This is a genomic window from Microcystis sp. M109S1 (assembly GCF_020247025.1).
In the GTDB taxonomy this organism is placed as follows: domain Bacteria; phylum Cyanobacteriota; class Cyanobacteriia; order Cyanobacteriales; family Microcystaceae; genus Microcystis.
Map to the genome: position 1 here is coordinate 1 of NZ_JADBRW010000221.1, position 17,448 is coordinate 17,448.

The window sequence follows — 17,448 nt, forward strand, 5'->3', positions numbered from 1 at the left end:
TCCCAATTGTAAAACAGTCTTAGATAGGGATCATAATGCAGCAATAAATATTCTTAAAAAAGGGTTGAAATATTTGGGAAATCATCTCAACGGTACTGTTGGGCAAACAGAAACCGACCCAAACGCCTTGGGAGAGTCCGGTCTCTGGATTCTTAATGGAGACATTGAGAATCTAAGCTGTCTCGTTGAACAAGGAATTTCCGATAGTGATAGGTCAAGAATCCCCCGTCACAGCGTAGCTTGACGGTGGGAGTATGTCAATTGTTACCTTTTGGAGAGACTCAGACATTTAGATTTCTATTGGTTTTGAGCGGATCTGCGATCGCAATTGCCGACAAAAAAGGGTGAACGCTGTCCACCCTCCGACAATCATTTACAAAAAAAGCTTAATAGCGTTTTTTTCTGTCACCACCACCACCATTGAAGGGCGCACGCTCTTCCCGATCGCGCGCCTGATTAACTTTAATTGATCGTCCCATCCAGTCAGCACCATCCAGTGCCTCAATTGCGGCGGTTTCCTGGGCTTTACTTTCCATTTCCACGAAGGCGAAACCGCGTTTGCGGCCTGTCTCTTTGTCAACGGGAATATGAACCCTTTGAACCTTGCCATACTCTGCAAAAACGTCGTTTAGATCCTCTTGGGAAATCTCGTAAGAGAGATTACCAACAAAAATAGACATAATACTTGAATCCTCGATCAATACTCGAAACGGTGTGGAGACACAAAATTCAGGGAGAAGCCGAACAATACTAAAGTAAAAGACTTACCGGATTAATACTGAAAACGAACTTGAACACTAATCTTGACTCTCGCCCTCATCATAACACGAAAAGACTGGAGTTAATGTTAACTTTTATTCTCCGGGGAAAGAGACCGTTTTGGCTATCAGTCGCTACTCCCTCAACCCTGAGCTTTTTTTTCCCGACGAAATAACCAAATCATCAGGGCCACCACACCAGTTTGTAGGGCAAAATTGGGTAAAGCGGTGGCTACGTCCCTTGCTGCCGCTAATTGGGCCAGAAAAACCACCGCACCGATAAAACCAGAAGCACCTAAACCGAGATAGAGAAACTGCCGCAGCCCTCGGTAGGGATTGGCTGCTTCCGCTTTCAAGCGCGCGTATTTTTGGGGATCGAGTCGAGGGGATTTGCTCATAAAAAAATTTTTCTAGCTCTGTATCTATTGTCCGTGATATAATCGGAAATTGGCAATGTGCCGATGTAGCTCAGTGGTAGAGTAGTTGATTCGTAATCAATTGGTCGTGGGTTCAAATCCCATCATCGGCTTGGGGTTTTCTCTCCCAAAAGTTGACTAAGAAATACCAGTACAGTGGTTAAATGCCTTGATTTTGTTGCGGCTATGCCAAAACTCCCCCAGGTTAACGCCTTTGCTGGGGATTTGCTTAAATAAGCCATTTTAGCAGCAAACAAGAGGTAAAAGAGTTAATTGCTCGAACCGATCGCTCCCTATTTCGGGCCAAAGCTTTGGCCCGAAATTCGCTAGTTACTGAAGAAAAGGTTGAATAATTTCTGCGATCGCTTGACGTTGGCAATTGTCATATCCCCAGAGCTCTAGAAAGGCTTGATATTCTCCTTGTCCCGTGTTTAAACTGGTGGCTAATTGTTGTAATTTTTCCCCCAAGGCTGGCGATAATAACTGCTTAATTAGTTGACCAGTTTTTTCTTGGACTTTCTCAGAACCTTGGGCGTTTTCTTTATCTCCTTGACTGCGATGATAGATGACCATTGCCGTGGACATAGCCAGATTTTTGACTAATAATTCATTGACAAATATCGGGGAAGTTTTTAAAGCAGTGATTACTTCTAAACTAGGATATTCCGTATGGGATAAATCGCTGGTTAAGTAAGTAACAAAAAAAACTCTAGCTCCATTTTCTGTTGAGACTAACTCAGTAAATTTCTGAGTGATTGTCTTGGCATCTAAAAACTCAATTTGACTTAGTAAATCTTGAGTTTGTTGGATAGCATTTTCAAAGCTTATACTCATACCCATACCCAGCCTTCTGTGAAGTTTAAGAGAAAAATACTAAGCATCTAAAGCATTTAACCAATTAGTTAAATCCTCCACTGTCGAAAAATCAAATAAAGCTTCCCCCGCTCGTTCCAGATCATCAATATTCAAGGTCATAATCCGACTCTCTATATCCACATCAATATCTCCTAACTTACGTTTAATCAGACGAACAATTAGATTTCTTTCTCTTGCTAAACCCCGTTCTAAACCCCGTTCTAAACCCTGTTCTAAACCCTGTTCTAAACCCTGTTCTAAACCGCGGCGCATCCAACTGGTGGTAATCTGCATAACTCCCTCCTGTTCGGGTTGAATAAATGTGCTAATCTCCTGTTGAAATTCTATCTCCTCGGACGAGTTGAGATTGAGATAGGTATCGACAAAGCCTGAAATCAATTGCATTCTAGCAGCATCTAATCTTAATGTCACCAATAATCTTAGACATTGTGCCTTAACTTTTGCTCTATCCCGAGCGGCAATTTTCATCTTGGCCATCAAAGCGGCGGCGACGGGATTATCTTGATTGAGAAAATCTCGCCAATTCAAGCGATTTAACTGGACAACTTGATAGTTAAATTCTAACACTTTTAAGTCAGGAAACTCAATTTTGTATTGACGAATTGCTTCTTTTTGCGGACGATCATAGGAGAATATGACAATCGGATAAACTGGTAAGGCAAATTTTTGATGCAGACGAGCGAAATAAGTAAACATTCGCCGATTAAATTCCGGTTGAGAGCTAGACTGTGCTTCTAGATGAATTAAGAAAAATGATGATTGTCCTCGAAATTGAACTTGGGCGACTAAATCACTTTCATACTTTTCTCCTTCCGTGACATCGGTAAAGACTTCTTTGTCTAAAAATGTGATCTGATTAGGCTCTAAATAATTGATAATCTCAGGGAAAAACAACTGAATAAATTCAACAAAAAAAGTCGAAATTAATTCCTTAAATAAACGATCATGGTCAATAACATTATTCATACATAGCAGTTATCCTAATGGTGAGGTAGGAAGTTTTCGTTTTGGGTAGTCGGTCGCCGGCCGTCGATATCAAAATTAGGTTACACTTCATCTTTAGGAGAAAAGCGGTCAATTACTCGTTAACACTACACCAGAACAGGGAGCTGCGGAGAAGAAGTCCGAGCATTTGTACTAAAATATCCAATAGACGGCTAACTGCTATATTTTCTGTTGACGATATAAATAGCAAAAACTATAGACGAATAGCTATGAGCTTTGGTGAAGAATTGCAATTACTGCTGCGGGCCCGTTATCCTCTCATCTATGTTACCACCCTAGAAGAAGAACGTCTCGAAAAAGCGATCGCCGATATTGCCAAACAGAGCAATAACCGTGCTGTCTATGTCTGGGATTTCGTGGATGGTTATCAAGATAATCCCAATAACGAGAACTTTGCTCGGCGTAATCCCCTCCAAGCTCTTGAATTCGTCGAAAAGCTGCCGACTAACATCGCCGCAATCATAATTTTACGCGATTTCCAGCGCTTTCTAGAAGATATTTCCATCGCCAGAAAATTGCGAAATCTCGCCCGTTCTCTGAAATCTCAGCCCAAAAACCTAATTATCGTCGCTCCCGAACTGTCTATCCCCTCGGATCTAACCGAAGTAATCACCGTCGTCGATTTTCCCCTCCCCAGTGGCGAAGAAATTAAACAGGAAATCCAGCGATTAATCGCTGCCACCGGACAACCCCTCAAAGAACCACTCCTCGATGAATTAGTGCTTTCTGCCCAAGGATTATCCCTAGAGAGAATTCGTCGGGTTTTAGCCAAATGTTTAGCCAGTCACGGCAAAATTGAGCCAGAGGACGTGGAATTAATTTTGGCAGAAAAACGCCAATCGATTCGTCAAACCCAGATATTAGACTTTTATCCCGCCACAGAGCAGATTTCTGACATCGGCGGCCTAGATAATCTCAAAGATTGGCTGATTCGTCGCGGTGGTGCTTTTAGTGAACGCGCTCGCGCCTACGGTTTACCCAATCCCCGGGGTTTACTATTGGTGGGAATTCAAGGGACGGGTAAATCCCTGACAGCGAAAGCTATTTCCCATCATTGGCACTTACCCCTACTGCGTCTAGACGTGGGGCGTTTATTTGGCGGATTGGTGGGAGAATCGGAATCGCGTACCCGTCAGATGATTAATCTCGCCGAAGCTTTAGCTCCCTGTGTGCTGTGGATAGACGAAATCGATAAAGCTTTCGCCGGAGCGGAGGGAAAAGGCGACGGGGGAACCACCAGCCGGGTTTTCGGGACTTTTATCACTTGGTTAGCCGAGAAACAATCGCCGGTTTTTGTCGTCGCTACAGCTAATAACATCCAATCTTTGCCCCCGGAAATGTTGCGAAAAGGACGCTTCGATGAGATATTTTTTGTCGGACTACCTAGCCAAAAGTCCCGCGAGGAGATTTTTAGCGTTCATTTAGGGAAAGTTCGGCCCCATAACCTGAAAAGTTATGATATAAAGCGATTAGCCTACGAAACTCCCGATTTTTCGGGGGCAGAAATCGAACAAACCATCGTGGAAGCGATGCACATCGGTTTTAGTCAAAATCGCGACTTTAGCACCGATGATGTGCTTGAGGCCGCTAGTCAGATTATCCCCCTAGCTCGCACTGCCCAAGAACAGATTCAATTTCTACAGGATTGGGCTAAGTCCGGTAAAGCTCGTCTAGCCTCTCGCGATGATCGTTTTAATGTTAATCCTAGCAGTTAATTTAGCACCAATATGAAGCGTTTATCTGGTTTATTGCAATTTATGCTCGGTTTTGTCATGGGAGTGGCGATTTTGGTCGGTGGGGCTACTGCTGTCGCCTATATGCTTCTCTCCGGTATGAATTCTAATCCTCCTAAACCCGTCTTTACCGAGGAGAAAAAAGAGGAAACTAAGGAGGAAAAAGCTGCTAAACCCATCCCTACTACTCCCGTCCAAGAACAACCCCAAGCGGAGGTGAAGGAGTCTCCCAAAGCTGCACCAGCACCAAAAGCTTCCCCGAAACCCAGTCCCGAAGCAAGAAAAAGAGAAACCACATCGTCCGGTTATCAAGCGCGGGTGACATGGCAAAGCGGTTTAAGTCTGCGCTCTGAACCTACCAGTGAATCGACTCGTCTCGGCGGTCTGGATTATAATACTAAGGTCAGTGTGGTGGGAACCAGCAGCGATGGCCAATGGCAGCGCATACGTCTGTCCGATGGTCGCGAAGGTTGGATTAAAGCGGGTAATATTTCCAGAGTCGAGTAAATATTTGGAAGGGTTAGGTTTTCTAAATCTACCCCTTTCCCTAATCAGTAATTGGACAAAGTTAATACTAAATCCGTTGAGTATAGGCTACATATCAGGATAGGAAATAGGCACTCTTGCAATAGATAATCAGTCTTTAATAATCGAATTTGGTGTGATTAATTCTGTCTGGGTACTTAATAACTACTTCAAGAACGATTATCGCGATTAACTTTTCTGATTAACCAATAACTTGCCGCTAAAGCTAAGGTTCCCACGGTGAGGGCAATTAAATCATCTTTACTGTATTTATTGGGATCAAAAATAATAATTTTTCGAGAGATGGCAATCAGGGCAGTAACTACGACTAATTCAACCTGTACGATGTGTTTTCTTAAGTAAGCAGTGACGTTTTCTAATAACTCTAAGGCGATCAAAATATTGAGAAATAAACCGAAGATTTCAATTAAAGTTTTGCTAAAAAAACCGACGGGTTCCGTAGTAAATAAATCTTTGATTAGGATAACTACCAGATCATAAAGAGAAACAAGAATAACAACAATTAAGGCTACGGATAAAACCTTAGAAACTATGTTTTCAATGGTATGAATCGACCTCATGAAATTTTCATCGCGCCATTGTTGACCGAAATTGATAAGTAGTTTCCGTATCTGTTTGAGCATGATCAATTAAGTAAAAAGTAAAAATTATTATTGTATTTGATTGCTAATTCTTCTATTTAGGGTCTGCTGAAAAAGTTTTTCGTGGGGGTAGGGTGTGGGGTGTGGGGTGTGGGGTGTGGGGTGTGGGGTTTTACCCGTTTTCAGAGGGTCAATTACCTAATTTTCGGGGAAAAAGTCCCTGAATTTTCCCCCCGACCACTCCCATGGTTGGCACTTTTTGAGGTAAAAAAAGTCTAAAAGTCTTACCCAACAAGGTTTTTAGATTTATTCAGCAAACCCTACTTAGGGTCTGCTGAAAAAGTTTTTCGGTGGGGGTTGGGGGTTGGGGGTTGGGGGATGGGGGATGGGGGATGGGTTTTACCGATTTTCAGGTGGTCAATTACCTAATTTTCGGGGAAAAAGTCCCTGAATTTTCCCCCTGATCACTCCCATGGTTGGCACTTTTTGAGGTAAAAAAAGTCTAAAAGTCTTACCCAACAAGGTTTTTAGATTTATTCAGCAAACCCTACTTAGAAATAATTTTACTTTAAGAAGGTTTCCCTAGAAAAAAAGTCTAGGTGCGATCGCTATTAAGTCAACCGCACCCCAAACTAATACAAATGCTCACATCTAGCTAACATCATCGTGAGCGAAACGATTATAGAGGAAGTCGAGGGCATAGTTACGCAGACGATAATATTCAGGATCCTCCATAATTCTCTCCCGATCGCGGGGACGGGGGAAATGAATATTCATCACTTCGCCGATTTTTGCTTCCGGTCCATTGGTCATCATTACCAGCTTATCAGCGAGGAAAAGAGCCTCATCGATATCGTGGGTAATCATCAACACCGTACAGCGTTTATCTTGCCAGATTTTCAGCAATTCTTCCTGTAATTCCTCTTTGGTAATCGCATCCAAAGCGCCGAAAGGTTCATCAAGAATCAACACTTCGGGACGGATAGAAAGAGCGCGAGCGATCGAAACCCGTTGTTTCATCCCCCCGGAGATTTGGGGAGGGGTTTTATCCATAGCTTCGGTTAAACCCACCATAGCTAAATGTTCGCGCACGATCGAGCGTTTTTGCGCTTCGGTCGCATTGGGAGACACCGCATCTACCGCGAGATAGACATTTTCAAAAACACTTAACCAAGGCAATAAAGCATAGTTTTGAAACACTACCATGCGATCGGGCCCGGGTTTAGTAATTTTCTTACCGTTAACTTTAACAATGCCATCGGTGGGAGAAGAAAAACCCGACACCATATTTAATAGCGTCGATTTACCGCAACCAGAGTGACCGATCACGCAGATAAATTCACCTTCATTGATGCTGAGATTAACGTCCTTGAGGACGGTGTAGGGGCCTCTAGGAGTAGGGTAAACCTTAGAAACTCCTTCAATGGTGACAAAAGCTTCTTTAGTGGGGGTCTGGGTTGCTCGGTTAATTGTGTCGGTAGTGGTGTACATAATTATAGTCGCTAAAAAGTCGAAAGACAGGTAGAAAGTGGCAGAGTTGCAGGGCTTAATCCAATGGGATCATATTTTAGAGGTAAAAGGGGAGAAAATCTCCCCTTTTACCTCTGGTTAGGCGATTTTACGGGGTTCCACCGCAGTAGGACGAGCATCAATAGCCACTTCGGCCATGGTGATGTTTTGTTTGATCTCTAAACTATTGAGATAACCGATCGGATCCTCGGCATCAAACTCGATACCATCGAATAAAAGGATCGGTGTGCGACGATATTTAATATCCCCTAGACCCAATTCCCGGACCGCGGTACTAAAGACACCCACCCGACAGACGCGTTCGAGAATTTCTACCCAGTTACGGGGGAAAGGAATGTGGCCCCAGCGCGCCATTTGGGTCATCATCCAGAGGTGTTCGGTACGACTGGGACGATTTACCCCTTCTCCATAGAACAGATGGTGTGCATATTCTTTCATCGGTTGATCGAGACTGCACGCGTAGGAGTTGGGATCACCCAGTTGGATATAATCGATATTGGTACTAAGGTACTGACGACTGGCGAGGATTTGACGAATTTCTTCCTGATTCCCTTCCTCGGCACAGTAGCGACAACCTTCCAGCAGTGCTTTGACTAAAGCGACATGGGTATTAGGGTATTTATTGGCCCAATCTTCCCGGACTCCCAGGGCCTTACCCGGGTGGCCCTGCCAGATTTCTAAGTCGGTAGCGACGGTGTAACCGATACCTTCCATGGCGGCCCGTAGATTCCAGGGTTCACCGACACAGTAACCGTCAATACTGCCGGTTTTCAGGTCAGCTACCATTTGGGCCGGGGGAATAGTTTCGAGGTGAACATCTTTATCCGGGTCAATACCAGAGGCCGCTAACCAGTAACGCAGGAGCAAATTGTGCATGGAGGAGGGGTGAACCATGCCAAAAATATGGCGCTGCTCCCGGGATTCCAATAGCATCTGTTTTAAAGCATTACCGTCAATCACTCCCTCGTCATAGAAGCGTTTAGCGAGGGTGACACCGTTACCGTTACGAGTCATAGTCAGGGCGCTGACAATCGGCAAAGGTTGCTCCTGATAACCACCGACGGTTAACCAGGTGGGCATTCCTGAGGGCATTTGCGCCCCGTCGAGGAATCCCCCCGCGATCCCGTCCACAATGCCTCGCCAACTGGTTTCCCGGACTAAATTCACCTCATCTAGACCATGTTTAGTGAAGAATCCCTTTTCTTTGGCCACTGCTAGGGGAGCGCAAGCGGTGAGGGGAACAAAACCGATTTCTAGATTGACTTTTTCTAAACCGTGACGGGCAATAACTTCGACCTTGCGAGCGCGCAGTTTTTTGATCCGTTTTTGTTGGTTGAGGAAATAGATAATTTCGCTCCGGAGACTGTAGTAACTGGGGTGTTCTACCACTTCCATGCGTTTGCGGGGACGGGGGATATCTACTTCCAAAATACCGCCAATTTTTGAGCCAGGACCGTTGGTGAGCATGACGATGCGATCGGATAATAACACCGCTTCATCCACATCGTGCGTCACCATTACCGAGGTCATTTCGTATTCTTCGCACAGCTGCATTAACTGTTCCTGTAGATTACCTCTAGTCAGGGCATCTAACGCGCCAAAGGGTTCGTCTAAAAGTAGCACTTTCGGACGGATGGCTAGGGCGCGAGCGATCGCTACCCGTTGTTTCATCCCCCCCGATAATTCGTTGGGACGTTTATCCACTGCATGACGAAGATTGACCAGATCGATATATTTTTCGACTTCGGCTTTTCTTTCGGTTTCTGATAGTTGGGCGAGAACTTGATCGACGGCCAGAGTGATATTTTCTTTGACGGTTAACCAAGGCAAAAGGGAATAGTTTTGGAAGACTACCATGCGATCGGGACCCGGTTTTTTAATGCTTTGACCTTGCAAAGTCACCACTCCTTCCGTGGGCAAATCTAAACCAGCGATCATGTTTAAGAGGGTGGATTTTCCGCAACCAGAGTGACCGATAAGGGAGATAAATTCCCCTTTTTTTATCTGTAAATCAATCCCTTTCAAGGCCACATATTCACCGCCACCACTGAGGGGGAAGACCTTATCAATGTTATCGACAGCGACAAACAAACTCATAGTTTTCTCTCCTTAAATTTCCTCAAGTTTCAGTTATTTGAAAATGGGGAAATTTTCCCCATTTATACCCTATTGACGAACGATTTGATTTTGCAACCAAGCCATAAAGCGATCGAGTAATAAACCCACACCACCGATATAAAACAGCGCGAGAATAATATCACTGATGTAGTTATTTTGGTAGGCATCCCAGATAAAGAAACCGATACCGACGATACCCGACATAACAATTTCAGCGGCGATAATCGCTAACCAAGCTAAACCGATCGCAATTCTCAAACCAGTGAAGATGTAGGGAAGTGCCGAGGGAATTAATATCTTGAAGAAGAATTTTTTGCTGGACAATTGCAAGACTTGTTTAACGTTGATATAGTCTTGGGGAATTTGTTGGACACCGACGGTAGTATTGATCAAAATCGGCCAAACTGCGGTAATAAAGATAACGAATAAAGCCGCGGGTTGGTTTTGTTGTAAAGCGGCCAAAGATAGGGGAACCCAAGCGAGAGGAGGAACTGTTCTCAGGAATTGAAAAAGGGGATCGAGTGCCTTATTTAAGAAAGAATTTAAACCGACCATAATCCCCACTCCAATACCCACCACTGCGGCAAAAAAATAACCGATTAATACCCGTTGCAGACTCGCTAAAGTTTGCCAGAATAGTCCCTTATCAATACCTCCACGATCAAAGAAGGGATACATTAAATAAGTACGAGTCCGTTCATTGGTGATTAGGTCAGATGGGGGGGGTAATTTGATTAATCCCAGCATCGAAACTAATTGCCAAACAATCAGAAAACCCAAGGTACCGATAATAGGGGGAAGAATATCTTGGGAATGCTTTTTCCAGAATTTACCGAAGTTGAAACCACCGTTACTTTTTCTGCTGACGCTACTTGCCATTTTGCCGTTTTCCTTTGTTGAAGATAAAGTTACTTGATTGGGGAGAGAAGAAAACACTTTTGGGATTAATAGACTAGATATTTTATGACCCTAGCCTACCGGGAAAAACTCGCTATTTTTTGATCTCCAAACTATCGAGATAAGCTTGGGGATTAGCGGGGTCAAAAGTTTTGCCATCAAAGAATTTTTCGACACCGCGGGAGGTACTGGTGGGAATATCGGCCGCGGCAACTCCTAATTCTGTAGCTGCCGCTTTCCAAAGATCCTCGCGGTTAACTTTGTCGATTAATGCTGAGGCAGTGGTTAAAGTTTCTTTCGGCAAGAAACCCCAACGAACACTTTCGGTTAAAAACCAGAGATCATGACTCTTGTAGGGATAGGAAACGCTACCAGCAGGATCTTTCCAGTAGAAAACCCCTTTATTTTTGTCGGTGATTTCCGGTTTACCGTCACCCATTTTCTGTATTCCTTTGAGGGGACCGGCGATAAGTTCTTCTTTGAGGTTGAAATAAGCCGGTTTAGCGAGAATTGCCGCCGCTTCTGCTCGATTTGCCTCTTGATCTAGCCATTGCTGCCCTTCCATAATTCCTTTTAATAGTGCCTTGGTGGCTTTCGGGTTTTTATCCACCCAATCGGCGCGGATAGCGAGGTATTCTTCCGGGTGATAGGGCCAGATTTCTGCGGTTAAAGCTGACATAAAACCGATCTGATCAGCAACAATTCGCGCCGGCCAAGGATCGCCGGTACTAAACGCATCCATGGTTCCCGTTTTCATGTTGGCCACGGTTTGGGCCGCGGGTACGGCAATTAGGTTAACATCCGTATCGGGGTTAATACCACCGGCGGCTAACCAGTAACGAATCCAGAAGTCTTGGTTAGCTTTCGGGAAAGTATAGGCGGCTTTGAAGGGAGTTCCCGTCGTTTTCATGCCGAGGATGTAATCTTTGGCGGGTTTCAGGTCTAAACCGATATTTTTGCCCTCGTGTTTACCTGCGATCGCAATTCCGTTACCCTGGGTGTTTAACTGCGCTAACACATACATGGGGACTTTAACGTTATTTTTGGTGATTAGTCCCTCGGAAATTAGGTAAGGCATGGGCATTTGCCACTGTCCCCCGTCAATTCCGCCCGCATCTGCGCCAATTTCGACGTTATCCCTAGCGGATCCCCAGTTTGCTTGTTTGGAGACTTCCACATCGGGCATCCCGTGTTTAGCGAAAAAGCCTTTTTCCTTGGCAATAATTAAAGGTGCGGCCTCAACGATAGGAATATAACCTAATTTAATTTTGGTGGTTTCAGGAGCTTGTTCGGGGGCGATGGCGACGGGAGAAGCAACCGGGGAAGCGGGTGTAGTGCTGGCAGTTCCACCCGTACTGTCGGGGGGATTACCCAGACAACCTTTGAGGACAACAGCCCCTGCCGCTGAAACTGCCGCCGTGGTTAAAAATTTCCGTCTCGAAAAATTGGACATGGAATTCTCCTGCCTGCTGCTAAAGCAAGTATGTGTGCTGAATTATGGGGAAAGGAATCCCTCGCTAAACTTTCCCTCTAGCCCGTGCTATAGAAATTTAGCTATGGAATATTGAGTCTCAATTGAACTTACTAAATAAGTCTAGCGGAATTTGGAAAAAATAATTAATCCGATCGAGAATTTTATTTACAAAAATTTAATTCGATTGATAAGAATTAATTAAGACCATTGATATATCTAGTTTCTAGGCACTTAAGCCTGTCTGTGGACTTGGGGTGATGGGAAGTGGGGGAAGTGGGGAAGTGGGGGAGGTTGGGGAAGTGGGGAAGTGGGGAGTGGGGAAGTGGGGAGTGGGGAGCAGGGAGGTGGGGAGAAACAATAAAATGAGCCAAGGGTGAGTTTTAGGAATGCGGCTCCTTCCGGCTTGGTAGAATGGACAATATGCTTTCACCCCAAAGTAATGACCAGATCTAAAAAGCCGAAATCACCGAACTCCTCTGATTCGCCCACCTCACCTTCCTTAGCCCTCTCTTCCCTACATTTTCGTCTCCAAGCTTTAGAGGAGGAGCATCAGTGGCTCCTCAAGCAGATTGGCAGAAAGCGCAACGAACTGAAGAAATTCCTCGACCAGATGCGTTCCCTGGCGACGGAGATTTTTCAGAGAGGGCAACCCCTCTATCAAAAACTTACCGACCTCGACCGCGAAATACACGCCCTTTTTGACGAAATCCTCACTGCTAGAAAATTGGGGCAGCAGACAAAAAAAAGGATTCTCGGAATTTACCAGACACTTCAGTTAACGGGGGTGATTAGCCCGAAATTTGACGATGGAGATGAAGAACTAGACGAACTTTTCGGAGACGAAGAACCAGAAGGATCATCGGAGCAATCCGCGCAGGATTTCTTCTCTGGGGGAGACTCCTATGAACGTCACGATGATGGAGCAGAGCTATCACCTGAAAGCTCGCCTAAATCTCCTGAATCTAGACAAATACGCCGCACTTTCCTGAGAATGGCTGAGATTTTTCACCCCGACAAGGTTACGGATCCCGAAACTCGGATGCGTCACAACGAGATTATGAAGGAGGTCAACCGCGCCTATAAAGAGGGAGATATTGCCAGACTGCTCGAAATCGAACGACAGCATCAAATGGGAGACTCTTTCGAGGTTGAAGGCTCATCGGAAAGCGACCTTAAACGACAGTGCGAGAGGGTTGAAACCAATAACGAACTACTCAAAAAGCAATACGAGAACCTGAAAAGAGAACTGCGCTCGGTGCGAAATACCCCGGAAGGCGAGATGGTGAAGGCCAGTCGCGCTCGTGAGAAGGATGGCATCGACCCGATTGAGCAAATGCTAGAGGAGATGAAATTACAAGTTCAATCCACCGAAAAAATCTATAATTTTGTCCGGGACTTCCGCGATAAAAAGATAACGGTTAAAGAGTTTCTGCGCGGACCGGTCAGGATGGGCAGAAGCCCGGAAGAGATGGAAGACATTCTTGAGCAACTTCTGGAGCAACTTCACAGAATCAGCCGTTGAAGAGAGAAAGCCAGTATTTAGGGTATGCTGAAAAAGTTTTTCGTGGGGGCTGAGTGTAGGTTTTTACCTAATTTTCAGGGAAAAAGTCCCTGAATTTTCCCTCCGATTACTCCTATATCTGGCACTTTTTGATTTTCAAAAAGTCTCAAAGTCTTAGCCAACAAGGTTTTTAGATTTATTCAGCAAACCCTATATATTCTCGAATTAGTTAGGCGATTAGCTTTAACGCCAATTTTCCCACGATAATCCTTGAATACGAGCAAATTCTTGGGGATTGGCCGTAATTAATTTAAGATTATGAGTAATCGCCGTTGCACCTATTAACAGATCGTAAGCACCAATGGGAGTCCCGGATTGTTTGAGAGCTGCTCTAATTTGAGCGGCGCAAATGGCTTCTTGATTGCCAAAGGCAAGAATTGAGATAGAAGCAAGAAATTCGTCAAGAATGGGTCTTATTTTCTTTGCCTTCGCTGGATTAAGAAATAGTCCATATTCGATTTCCATTAGAGTTATCGCAGAAACGGCAATTTCCCTAGGAGAGTGATTTTTGATCTGCACTAGAGTGTTGCTATCACCTTTGACAAAATCACTAATCGTACAAGTATCGAGTAAAACCAGCACTAAATCACCTCATCTTCTCTAGGTGGGGAAAGTTCCTCTCTATAAGCTTCAAAAATAATACCATCACTTACCCCTTGAAAATTAAGGATAGTTGACGACCATTGCGACTGTTCTTTTGTGGTAATTAAAAGCTGTATTGCTTCTCGGATCAAAGCATTCTGGGATTTGCCTGTAGAGCGAGATAAAGCCTGTAGTTGCTGACTTAATTCCTCTTCCAGATAAAGATTGAAGTTCATAACTTAAATTAAGCAAATAAGTAGCTGGTTATAATTAAATGAAAAATGGACTTTAGGTTCGATCCCCCCTGCCCCCCTTGATAAGGGGGGTGCCGGTAGGCGGGGGGAGCCCCCTTGATAAGGGGGCATCTGATAATTTTTAACGCCTACCTACTTATCAATTAACTTTATTATAATAGTATAAATTCTTTCTTTTCTGGGCTGAGATATTTATCAGCATTTACTATGCTAATAGCAAACTGATCAGCTTTTTGAGCAACTTTACTACCCATAATATCACACCACCTTCCCAACTGATAACCGATAACTCTTAAGTAACGCACAGAAAACGGGTTTCTCGGAGAACCCCGTTTTCTACTCATGCAAAAGGCAAAAGGGGAATAAATAATCAGTTTTTAATAACCGGATTTAGTATAAAATTTAACATTAACCCCAATTTTCCCAAAAAAATCGACCCGCCTAAGGGCAGGAAAGAAAGGAAAAGAGAAAAAATAGGGAATGAGGGTAAAAAGGGAAAAAAGAGAAAAAGGGTTAGAGAGTTCTCTTCTACAGTATCAAGAATAGTCTATATGTACTATGAGCGATAAAAAAAATCGCCGGAAAAGGGAAAAAGAGAAAAGAATAAAGGGAAATCAAGTCCTGGGGAAGCGGCAGACAACTCGAAAACCGAAGTAGTAGCTGCTGAGGCGGTTGTCGGGGAAGTCCCTGCCACGATACGCACTGCGACAGAGCCACGGATTGAGGTCCCAAGAACCGCCGCGTAGTACCCTCATTCTTTTATCACTTAATAGTTGTATAACATTATTTTTATCAAGTAAATATTGCTCCGCGCTTTGTTCTTTATCCCAAACTTCGCTATCGGTCCGCGTTTTACCCTGATAGCTGTCGTGCCACGGATCTAAACACCATTCCCAGACATTGCCGTGCATATCGTACAGCCCGAAGGCATTGGGGGGAAACTGTCCCACGGGGGTCGTTTGTCCTCGATATTCTCCCTCTGGTTCGTCGGCGTAGGTATTACTGGCATTGTAGTTGGCTAATTCCCCGGTAATGGTTTCCCCAAAGTAAAACGGGGTGGTCGTTCCAGCACGACAAGCGTATTCCCATTCCGCTTCACTCGGTAGTCGGTATTCCCGAACCGTTAGTTTTGATAATCTCGCACAGAACTCGATCGCATCGTACCAACTAACTTGTTCCACGGGACGGCGATCGCTATCGGGACGGTCTTTAAAATAGGCTGGATTGGGTTCAAGGTCTTGTTTAACTTTTAAGTCGGTACGGGAGGCGATCGCTTGCCACTGCGCTTGGGTGATGGGATATTTACCCATGAAAAAGGGGGGAACAGTGACCTGATGTTGGGGTTCCCCATAATCATATCCTTCTCCGGCTGGTGAACCCATTGTGAATGTTCCCCCCAAGATGGCGACCATTTCTAGGGTGATGTCGTTGCCCAAATCTTGGCTGAAATATTGGGACTGCTTCGACTCTTTTTTGATTTGCTCACCCTTCGCATTTACTTCCACGATTTCAACTGATAACGGTTGCGTGACGATTACCGGTTGTTTTGGCTCTTCTGGAACGATTACCGGTTGTTTTGGCTCTTCTGGAACGATTACCGGTTGTATTGGCTCTTCCGGTTCAAGCTTGAATTGATAGGTAATTGCTCTTTCTAGTTGCTCAAATCCGTCTTCTTCCCAATAATCAAGCCGGTGAATATCTCGCAGATTCAAGCCAACTTGTGCAAGTCGCAGATCAGGAATTTCGCATTCTTCTAACCTCATGGGAATAAAAAAAATTGTCCCCGGTAGCATCTCTCCCAAGATATCAAGTGCAATCCTCAACTCCCGTTGGATGTATCCCTGTTTATTAGCCGATTTCGCTGACAGACAGGCGAGAAAAATCTGACTAGCTTTAATCGCTTTCGGAATTTCATCTCGCCAAATTTGCCCCGCAATCAGGTCTTTTTTATCCAACCAAGGTTTATATCCCACTTGCTTGAGGCGGTTATACAGTGCCAAAACTGCTGGTTTATCCTCACTAGCGTGAGCTAGGAAAATTTGGATCTCTGACTTCTTCTTCACTTTGGTTTCTACCAGTGTAGTCGCTACTGATTTACTAGGTAACTTAGCAGATTCTGGGGGTTAGAGGTTTGGTCTGGTGAGGAACTAGGGAATTCCGATAGAGATTTGTGGTTTGCCCATAATAAGCACATTTTTTCCGCCGCCATGCTACCAAATCCATCGCCAAGTATCAACCTTCCAGTTATCGAATAGCGAGCTAGTTTTAATATACCACTAGAAGCAATACAGGACAAGGGTTACAGCAAATTTTAAAAATCATCCTTTAAAAAATTAAACAAACCGTGAGTCTTATCTAAATCAACAAAATCACCATCACATAGAAAAAAATCAAGCCACTACAGTGGCACCCCTGAGATAATCTTCTAGTTGGCGACCATTATCGTGACTGAGATTGCCTAGAGGTAAAGTTTCGACGCTAAAAGCTCTCACCTCACTAACTTCTAATGTATCTTTGATCTGAAAATTCCCTGCGGCTGTCACTTCAATTAGCACTGAAATGGAGTGAATGCGCGGATCACGCTCAAAAGAGGAATAAACCCCGACTAAACGCCCTAAACTGACTAAATTTAATCCTGTTTCCTCTTTTAATTCCCTTTGAGCAGTATTAAAAATATCTTCCCCCCAATCGACCATCCCTCCCGGTAAGGCCCATTTGCCGGTGTCTCTGCGTCGGATTAAAACAATTGTACCATCAGCAAGCAGCGGAATTATTGTCACCCCAGTTACAGGATGACGAAAGATAATTCCCATCACACTTTTAATAAAATGCCAAACACGACCCATAGGAATTAGGAGATAGGAAGATAGGAAGATAGGAAGATAGGGAGATAGGGAGATAGGGAGATAGGGAAATTTTAACTAATACCCCAAAACCCCAAAACCCCAAAACCCCAAAACCCCTAACAATATCAATCTTGACATCCTCACCGCCGTAAACGGACGGTGATTCCCAAACCTCACGATTTAGGTTTCTGCTTCTTTCCCTTGCGGGGTTCCGCACCTGCCTTAACAGATTTACTCTGTTCTGGTCTTATGGTCGCTCTACAGACTGACA

At 44.4% G+C, this 17,448-nt stretch carries 17 protein-coding genes, 1 tRNA gene and 1 pseudogene; 5 read left to right on the forward strand and 14 right to left on the reverse strand.

Annotation, left to right across the window (positions count from 1 at the left end):
* Positions 1–244, forward strand: a pseudogene (locus tag IM322_RS11050) (RNA-guided endonuclease TnpB family protein); the annotation flags it as partial.
* A 142-nt stretch (positions 245–386) separates the two neighbouring features.
* Here IM322_RS11050 and rbp read toward each other — a convergent pair.
* Both rbp and IM322_RS11060 read right to left on the reverse strand, forming a co-directional pair.
* The gene (gene rbp / locus IM322_RS11055) at positions 387–680 is read right to left on the reverse strand and encodes an RNA-binding regulator (RefSeq protein WP_286825581.1); all 294 of its coding nucleotides are present in this window, start codon (positions 678–680) and stop codon (positions 387–389) included.
* Between the two features lie 221 nt (positions 681–901).
* Complete coding sequence (locus tag IM322_RS11060; protein WP_286825580.1) at positions 902–1,156, reverse strand: DUF3493 domain-containing protein; 255 nt, start codon at positions 1,154–1,156, stop codon at positions 902–904.
* A 59-nt stretch (positions 1,157–1,215) separates the two neighbouring features.
* Here IM322_RS11060 and IM322_RS11065 point away from each other — a divergent pair.
* Positions 1,216–1,287, forward strand: a tRNA-Thr gene (locus IM322_RS11065).
* A gap of 217 nt (positions 1,288–1,504) precedes the next feature.
* On the opposite strand, the gene IM322_RS11070 is transcribed toward IM322_RS11065, so the two are convergent.
* On the reverse strand, positions 1,505–2,008 hold the full coding sequence (locus tag IM322_RS11070; RefSeq protein WP_287677255.1) for a sll1618 family protein: 504 nt from the start codon (positions 2,006–2,008) through the stop codon (positions 1,505–1,507).
* Positions 2,009–2,047: 39 nt separating this feature from the next.
* Positions 2,048–3,016, reverse strand: a complete 969-nt coding sequence (locus IM322_RS11075) for a DUF4351 domain-containing protein (RefSeq protein WP_286825578.1) — start codon at positions 3,014–3,016, stop codon at positions 2,048–2,050.
* Positions 3,017–3,264: 248 nt separating this feature from the next.
* On the opposite strand from IM322_RS11075, the gene IM322_RS11080 reads away from it, so the two are divergent.
* Positions 3,265–4,770, forward strand: a complete 1,506-nt coding sequence (locus tag IM322_RS11080) for a Ycf46 family AAA ATPase (RefSeq protein ID WP_287677257.1) — start codon at positions 3,265–3,267, stop codon at positions 4,768–4,770.
* 12 nt (positions 4,771–4,782) lie between these two features.
* Positions 4,783–5,295: an SH3 domain-containing protein gene (locus tag IM322_RS11085; RefSeq protein WP_287075950.1), complete on the forward strand. Its 513-nt coding sequence runs from the start codon at positions 4,783–4,785 to the stop codon at positions 5,293–5,295.
* A gap of 188 nt (positions 5,296–5,483) precedes the next feature.
* On the opposite strand, the gene IM322_RS11090 is transcribed toward IM322_RS11085, so the two are convergent.
* The 5 genes from IM322_RS11090 to IM322_RS11110 all read right to left on the reverse strand — a co-directional run bounded on the left by IM322_RS11090 (position 5,484) and on the right by IM322_RS11110 (position 11,913).
* Complete coding sequence (locus IM322_RS11090; RefSeq protein WP_287677260.1) at positions 5,484–5,957, reverse strand: phosphate-starvation-inducible PsiE family protein; 474 nt, start codon at positions 5,955–5,957, stop codon at positions 5,484–5,486.
* A gap of 609 nt (positions 5,958–6,566) precedes the next feature.
* The gene (locus tag IM322_RS11095) at positions 6,567–7,406 is read right to left on the reverse strand and encodes a nitrate ABC transporter ATP-binding protein (RefSeq protein WP_287677262.1); all 840 of its coding nucleotides are present in this window, start codon (positions 7,404–7,406) and stop codon (positions 6,567–6,569) included.
* A 117-nt stretch (positions 7,407–7,523) separates the two neighbouring features.
* Positions 7,524–9,542 (reverse strand): ABC transporter ATP-binding/substrate-binding protein, encoded by a 2,019-nt coding sequence (locus IM322_RS11100; RefSeq protein ID WP_287075956.1) that lies wholly within the window; start codon positions 9,540–9,542, stop codon positions 7,524–7,526.
* Between the two features lie 69 nt (positions 9,543–9,611).
* Positions 9,612–10,442 carry a nitrate ABC transporter permease gene (ntrB, locus tag IM322_RS11105; RefSeq protein ID WP_286825572.1) on the reverse strand — a complete coding sequence of 277 codons (831 nt, stop codon included), beginning with the start codon at positions 10,440–10,442 and terminating at the stop codon, positions 9,612–9,614.
* A gap of 112 nt (positions 10,443–10,554) precedes the next feature.
* A complete protein-coding gene (locus IM322_RS11110) occupies positions 10,555–11,913 on the reverse strand; it encodes a CmpA/NrtA family ABC transporter substrate-binding protein (protein WP_287677264.1) in 1,359 nt (452 codons plus the stop codon).
* Between the two features lie 460 nt (positions 11,914–12,373).
* Between IM322_RS11110 and IM322_RS11115 the strand changes: the two genes are divergently transcribed.
* Complete coding sequence (locus IM322_RS11115; RefSeq protein WP_287677267.1) at positions 12,374–13,456, forward strand: molecular chaperone DnaJ; 1,083 nt, start codon at positions 12,374–12,376, stop codon at positions 13,454–13,456.
* Positions 13,457–13,678: 222 nt separating this feature from the next.
* Here the strand turns inward: IM322_RS11115 and IM322_RS11120 are convergent, their stop codons facing one another.
* The 5 genes from IM322_RS11120 to IM322_RS11140 form a co-directional block, all read right to left on the reverse strand.
* Positions 13,679–14,077, reverse strand: a complete 399-nt coding sequence (locus tag IM322_RS11120) for a type II toxin-antitoxin system VapC family toxin (RefSeq protein ID WP_103112640.1) — start codon at positions 14,075–14,077, stop codon at positions 13,679–13,681.
* Positions 14,077–14,313 carry a ribbon-helix-helix protein, CopG family gene (locus IM322_RS11125; protein ID WP_158200895.1) on the reverse strand — a complete coding sequence of 79 codons (237 nt, stop codon included), beginning with the start codon at positions 14,311–14,313 and terminating at the stop codon, positions 14,077–14,079. Before IM322_RS11125 ends, IM322_RS11120 begins: the two co-directional genes overlap by 1 nt.
* Positions 14,314–14,483: 170 nt before the next feature.
* Complete coding sequence (locus IM322_RS11130) at positions 14,484–14,636, reverse strand: hypothetical protein (RefSeq protein WP_287713207.1); 153 nt, start codon at positions 14,634–14,636, stop codon at positions 14,484–14,486.
* A 309-nt stretch (positions 14,637–14,945) separates the two neighbouring features.
* A complete protein-coding gene (locus IM322_RS11135) occupies positions 14,946–16,394 on the reverse strand; it encodes an SUMF1/EgtB/PvdO family nonheme iron enzyme (RefSeq protein WP_287677270.1) in 1,449 nt (482 codons plus the stop codon).
* Between the two features lie 327 nt (positions 16,395–16,721).
* Positions 16,722–17,177: an NUDIX hydrolase gene (locus tag IM322_RS11140; RefSeq protein ID WP_024969269.1), complete on the reverse strand. Its 456-nt coding sequence runs from the start codon at positions 17,175–17,177 to the stop codon at positions 16,722–16,724.
* Between the last annotated feature and the right edge of the window lie 271 nt (positions 17,178–17,448).

What these genes read in the sequence shown, in the direction of transcription:
- rbp (WP_286825581.1), bottom strand. Translation starts at nt 680, where the DNA reads ATGTCTATTTTTGTTGGTAATCTCTCTTACGAGATTTCCCAAGAGGAT.
- IM322_RS11060 (WP_286825580.1), bottom strand. Translation starts at nt 1,156, where the DNA reads ATGAGCAAATCCCCTCGACTCGATCCCCAAAAATACGCGCGCTTGAAA.
- IM322_RS11070 (WP_287677255.1), bottom strand. Translation starts at nt 2,008, where the DNA reads ATGAGTATAAGCTTTGAAAATGCTATCCAACAAACTCAAGATTTACTA.
- IM322_RS11075 (WP_286825578.1), bottom strand. Translation starts at nt 3,016, where the DNA reads ATGAATAATGTTATTGACCATGATCGTTTATTTAAGGAATTAATTTCG.
- IM322_RS11080 (WP_287677257.1), top strand. Translation starts at nt 3,265, where the DNA reads ATGAGCTTTGGTGAAGAATTGCAATTACTGCTGCGGGCCCGTTATCCT.
- IM322_RS11085 (WP_287075950.1), top strand. Translation starts at nt 4,783, where the DNA reads ATGAAGCGTTTATCTGGTTTATTGCAATTTATGCTCGGTTTTGTCATG.
- IM322_RS11090 (WP_287677260.1), bottom strand. Translation starts at nt 5,957, where the DNA reads ATGCTCAAACAGATACGGAAACTACTTATCAATTTCGGTCAACAATGG.
- IM322_RS11095 (WP_287677262.1), bottom strand. Translation starts at nt 7,406, where the DNA reads ATGTACACCACTACCGACACAATTAACCGAGCAACCCAGACCCCCACT.
- IM322_RS11100 (WP_287075956.1), bottom strand. Translation starts at nt 9,542, where the DNA reads ATGAGTTTGTTTGTCGCTGTCGATAACATTGATAAGGTCTTCCCCCTC.
- ntrB (WP_286825572.1), bottom strand. Translation starts at nt 10,442, where the DNA reads ATGGCAAGTAGCGTCAGCAGAAAAAGTAACGGTGGTTTCAACTTCGGT.
- IM322_RS11110 (WP_287677264.1), bottom strand. Translation starts at nt 11,913, where the DNA reads ATGTCCAATTTTTCGAGACGGAAATTTTTAACCACGGCGGCAGTTTCA.
- IM322_RS11115 (WP_287677267.1), top strand. Translation starts at nt 12,374, where the DNA reads ATGACCAGATCTAAAAAGCCGAAATCACCGAACTCCTCTGATTCGCCC.
- IM322_RS11125 (WP_158200895.1), bottom strand. Translation starts at nt 14,313, where the DNA reads ATGAACTTCAATCTTTATCTGGAAGAGGAATTAAGTCAGCAACTACAG.
- IM322_RS11140 (WP_024969269.1), bottom strand. Translation starts at nt 17,177, where the DNA reads ATGGGTCGTGTTTGGCATTTTATTAAAAGTGTGATGGGAATTATCTTT.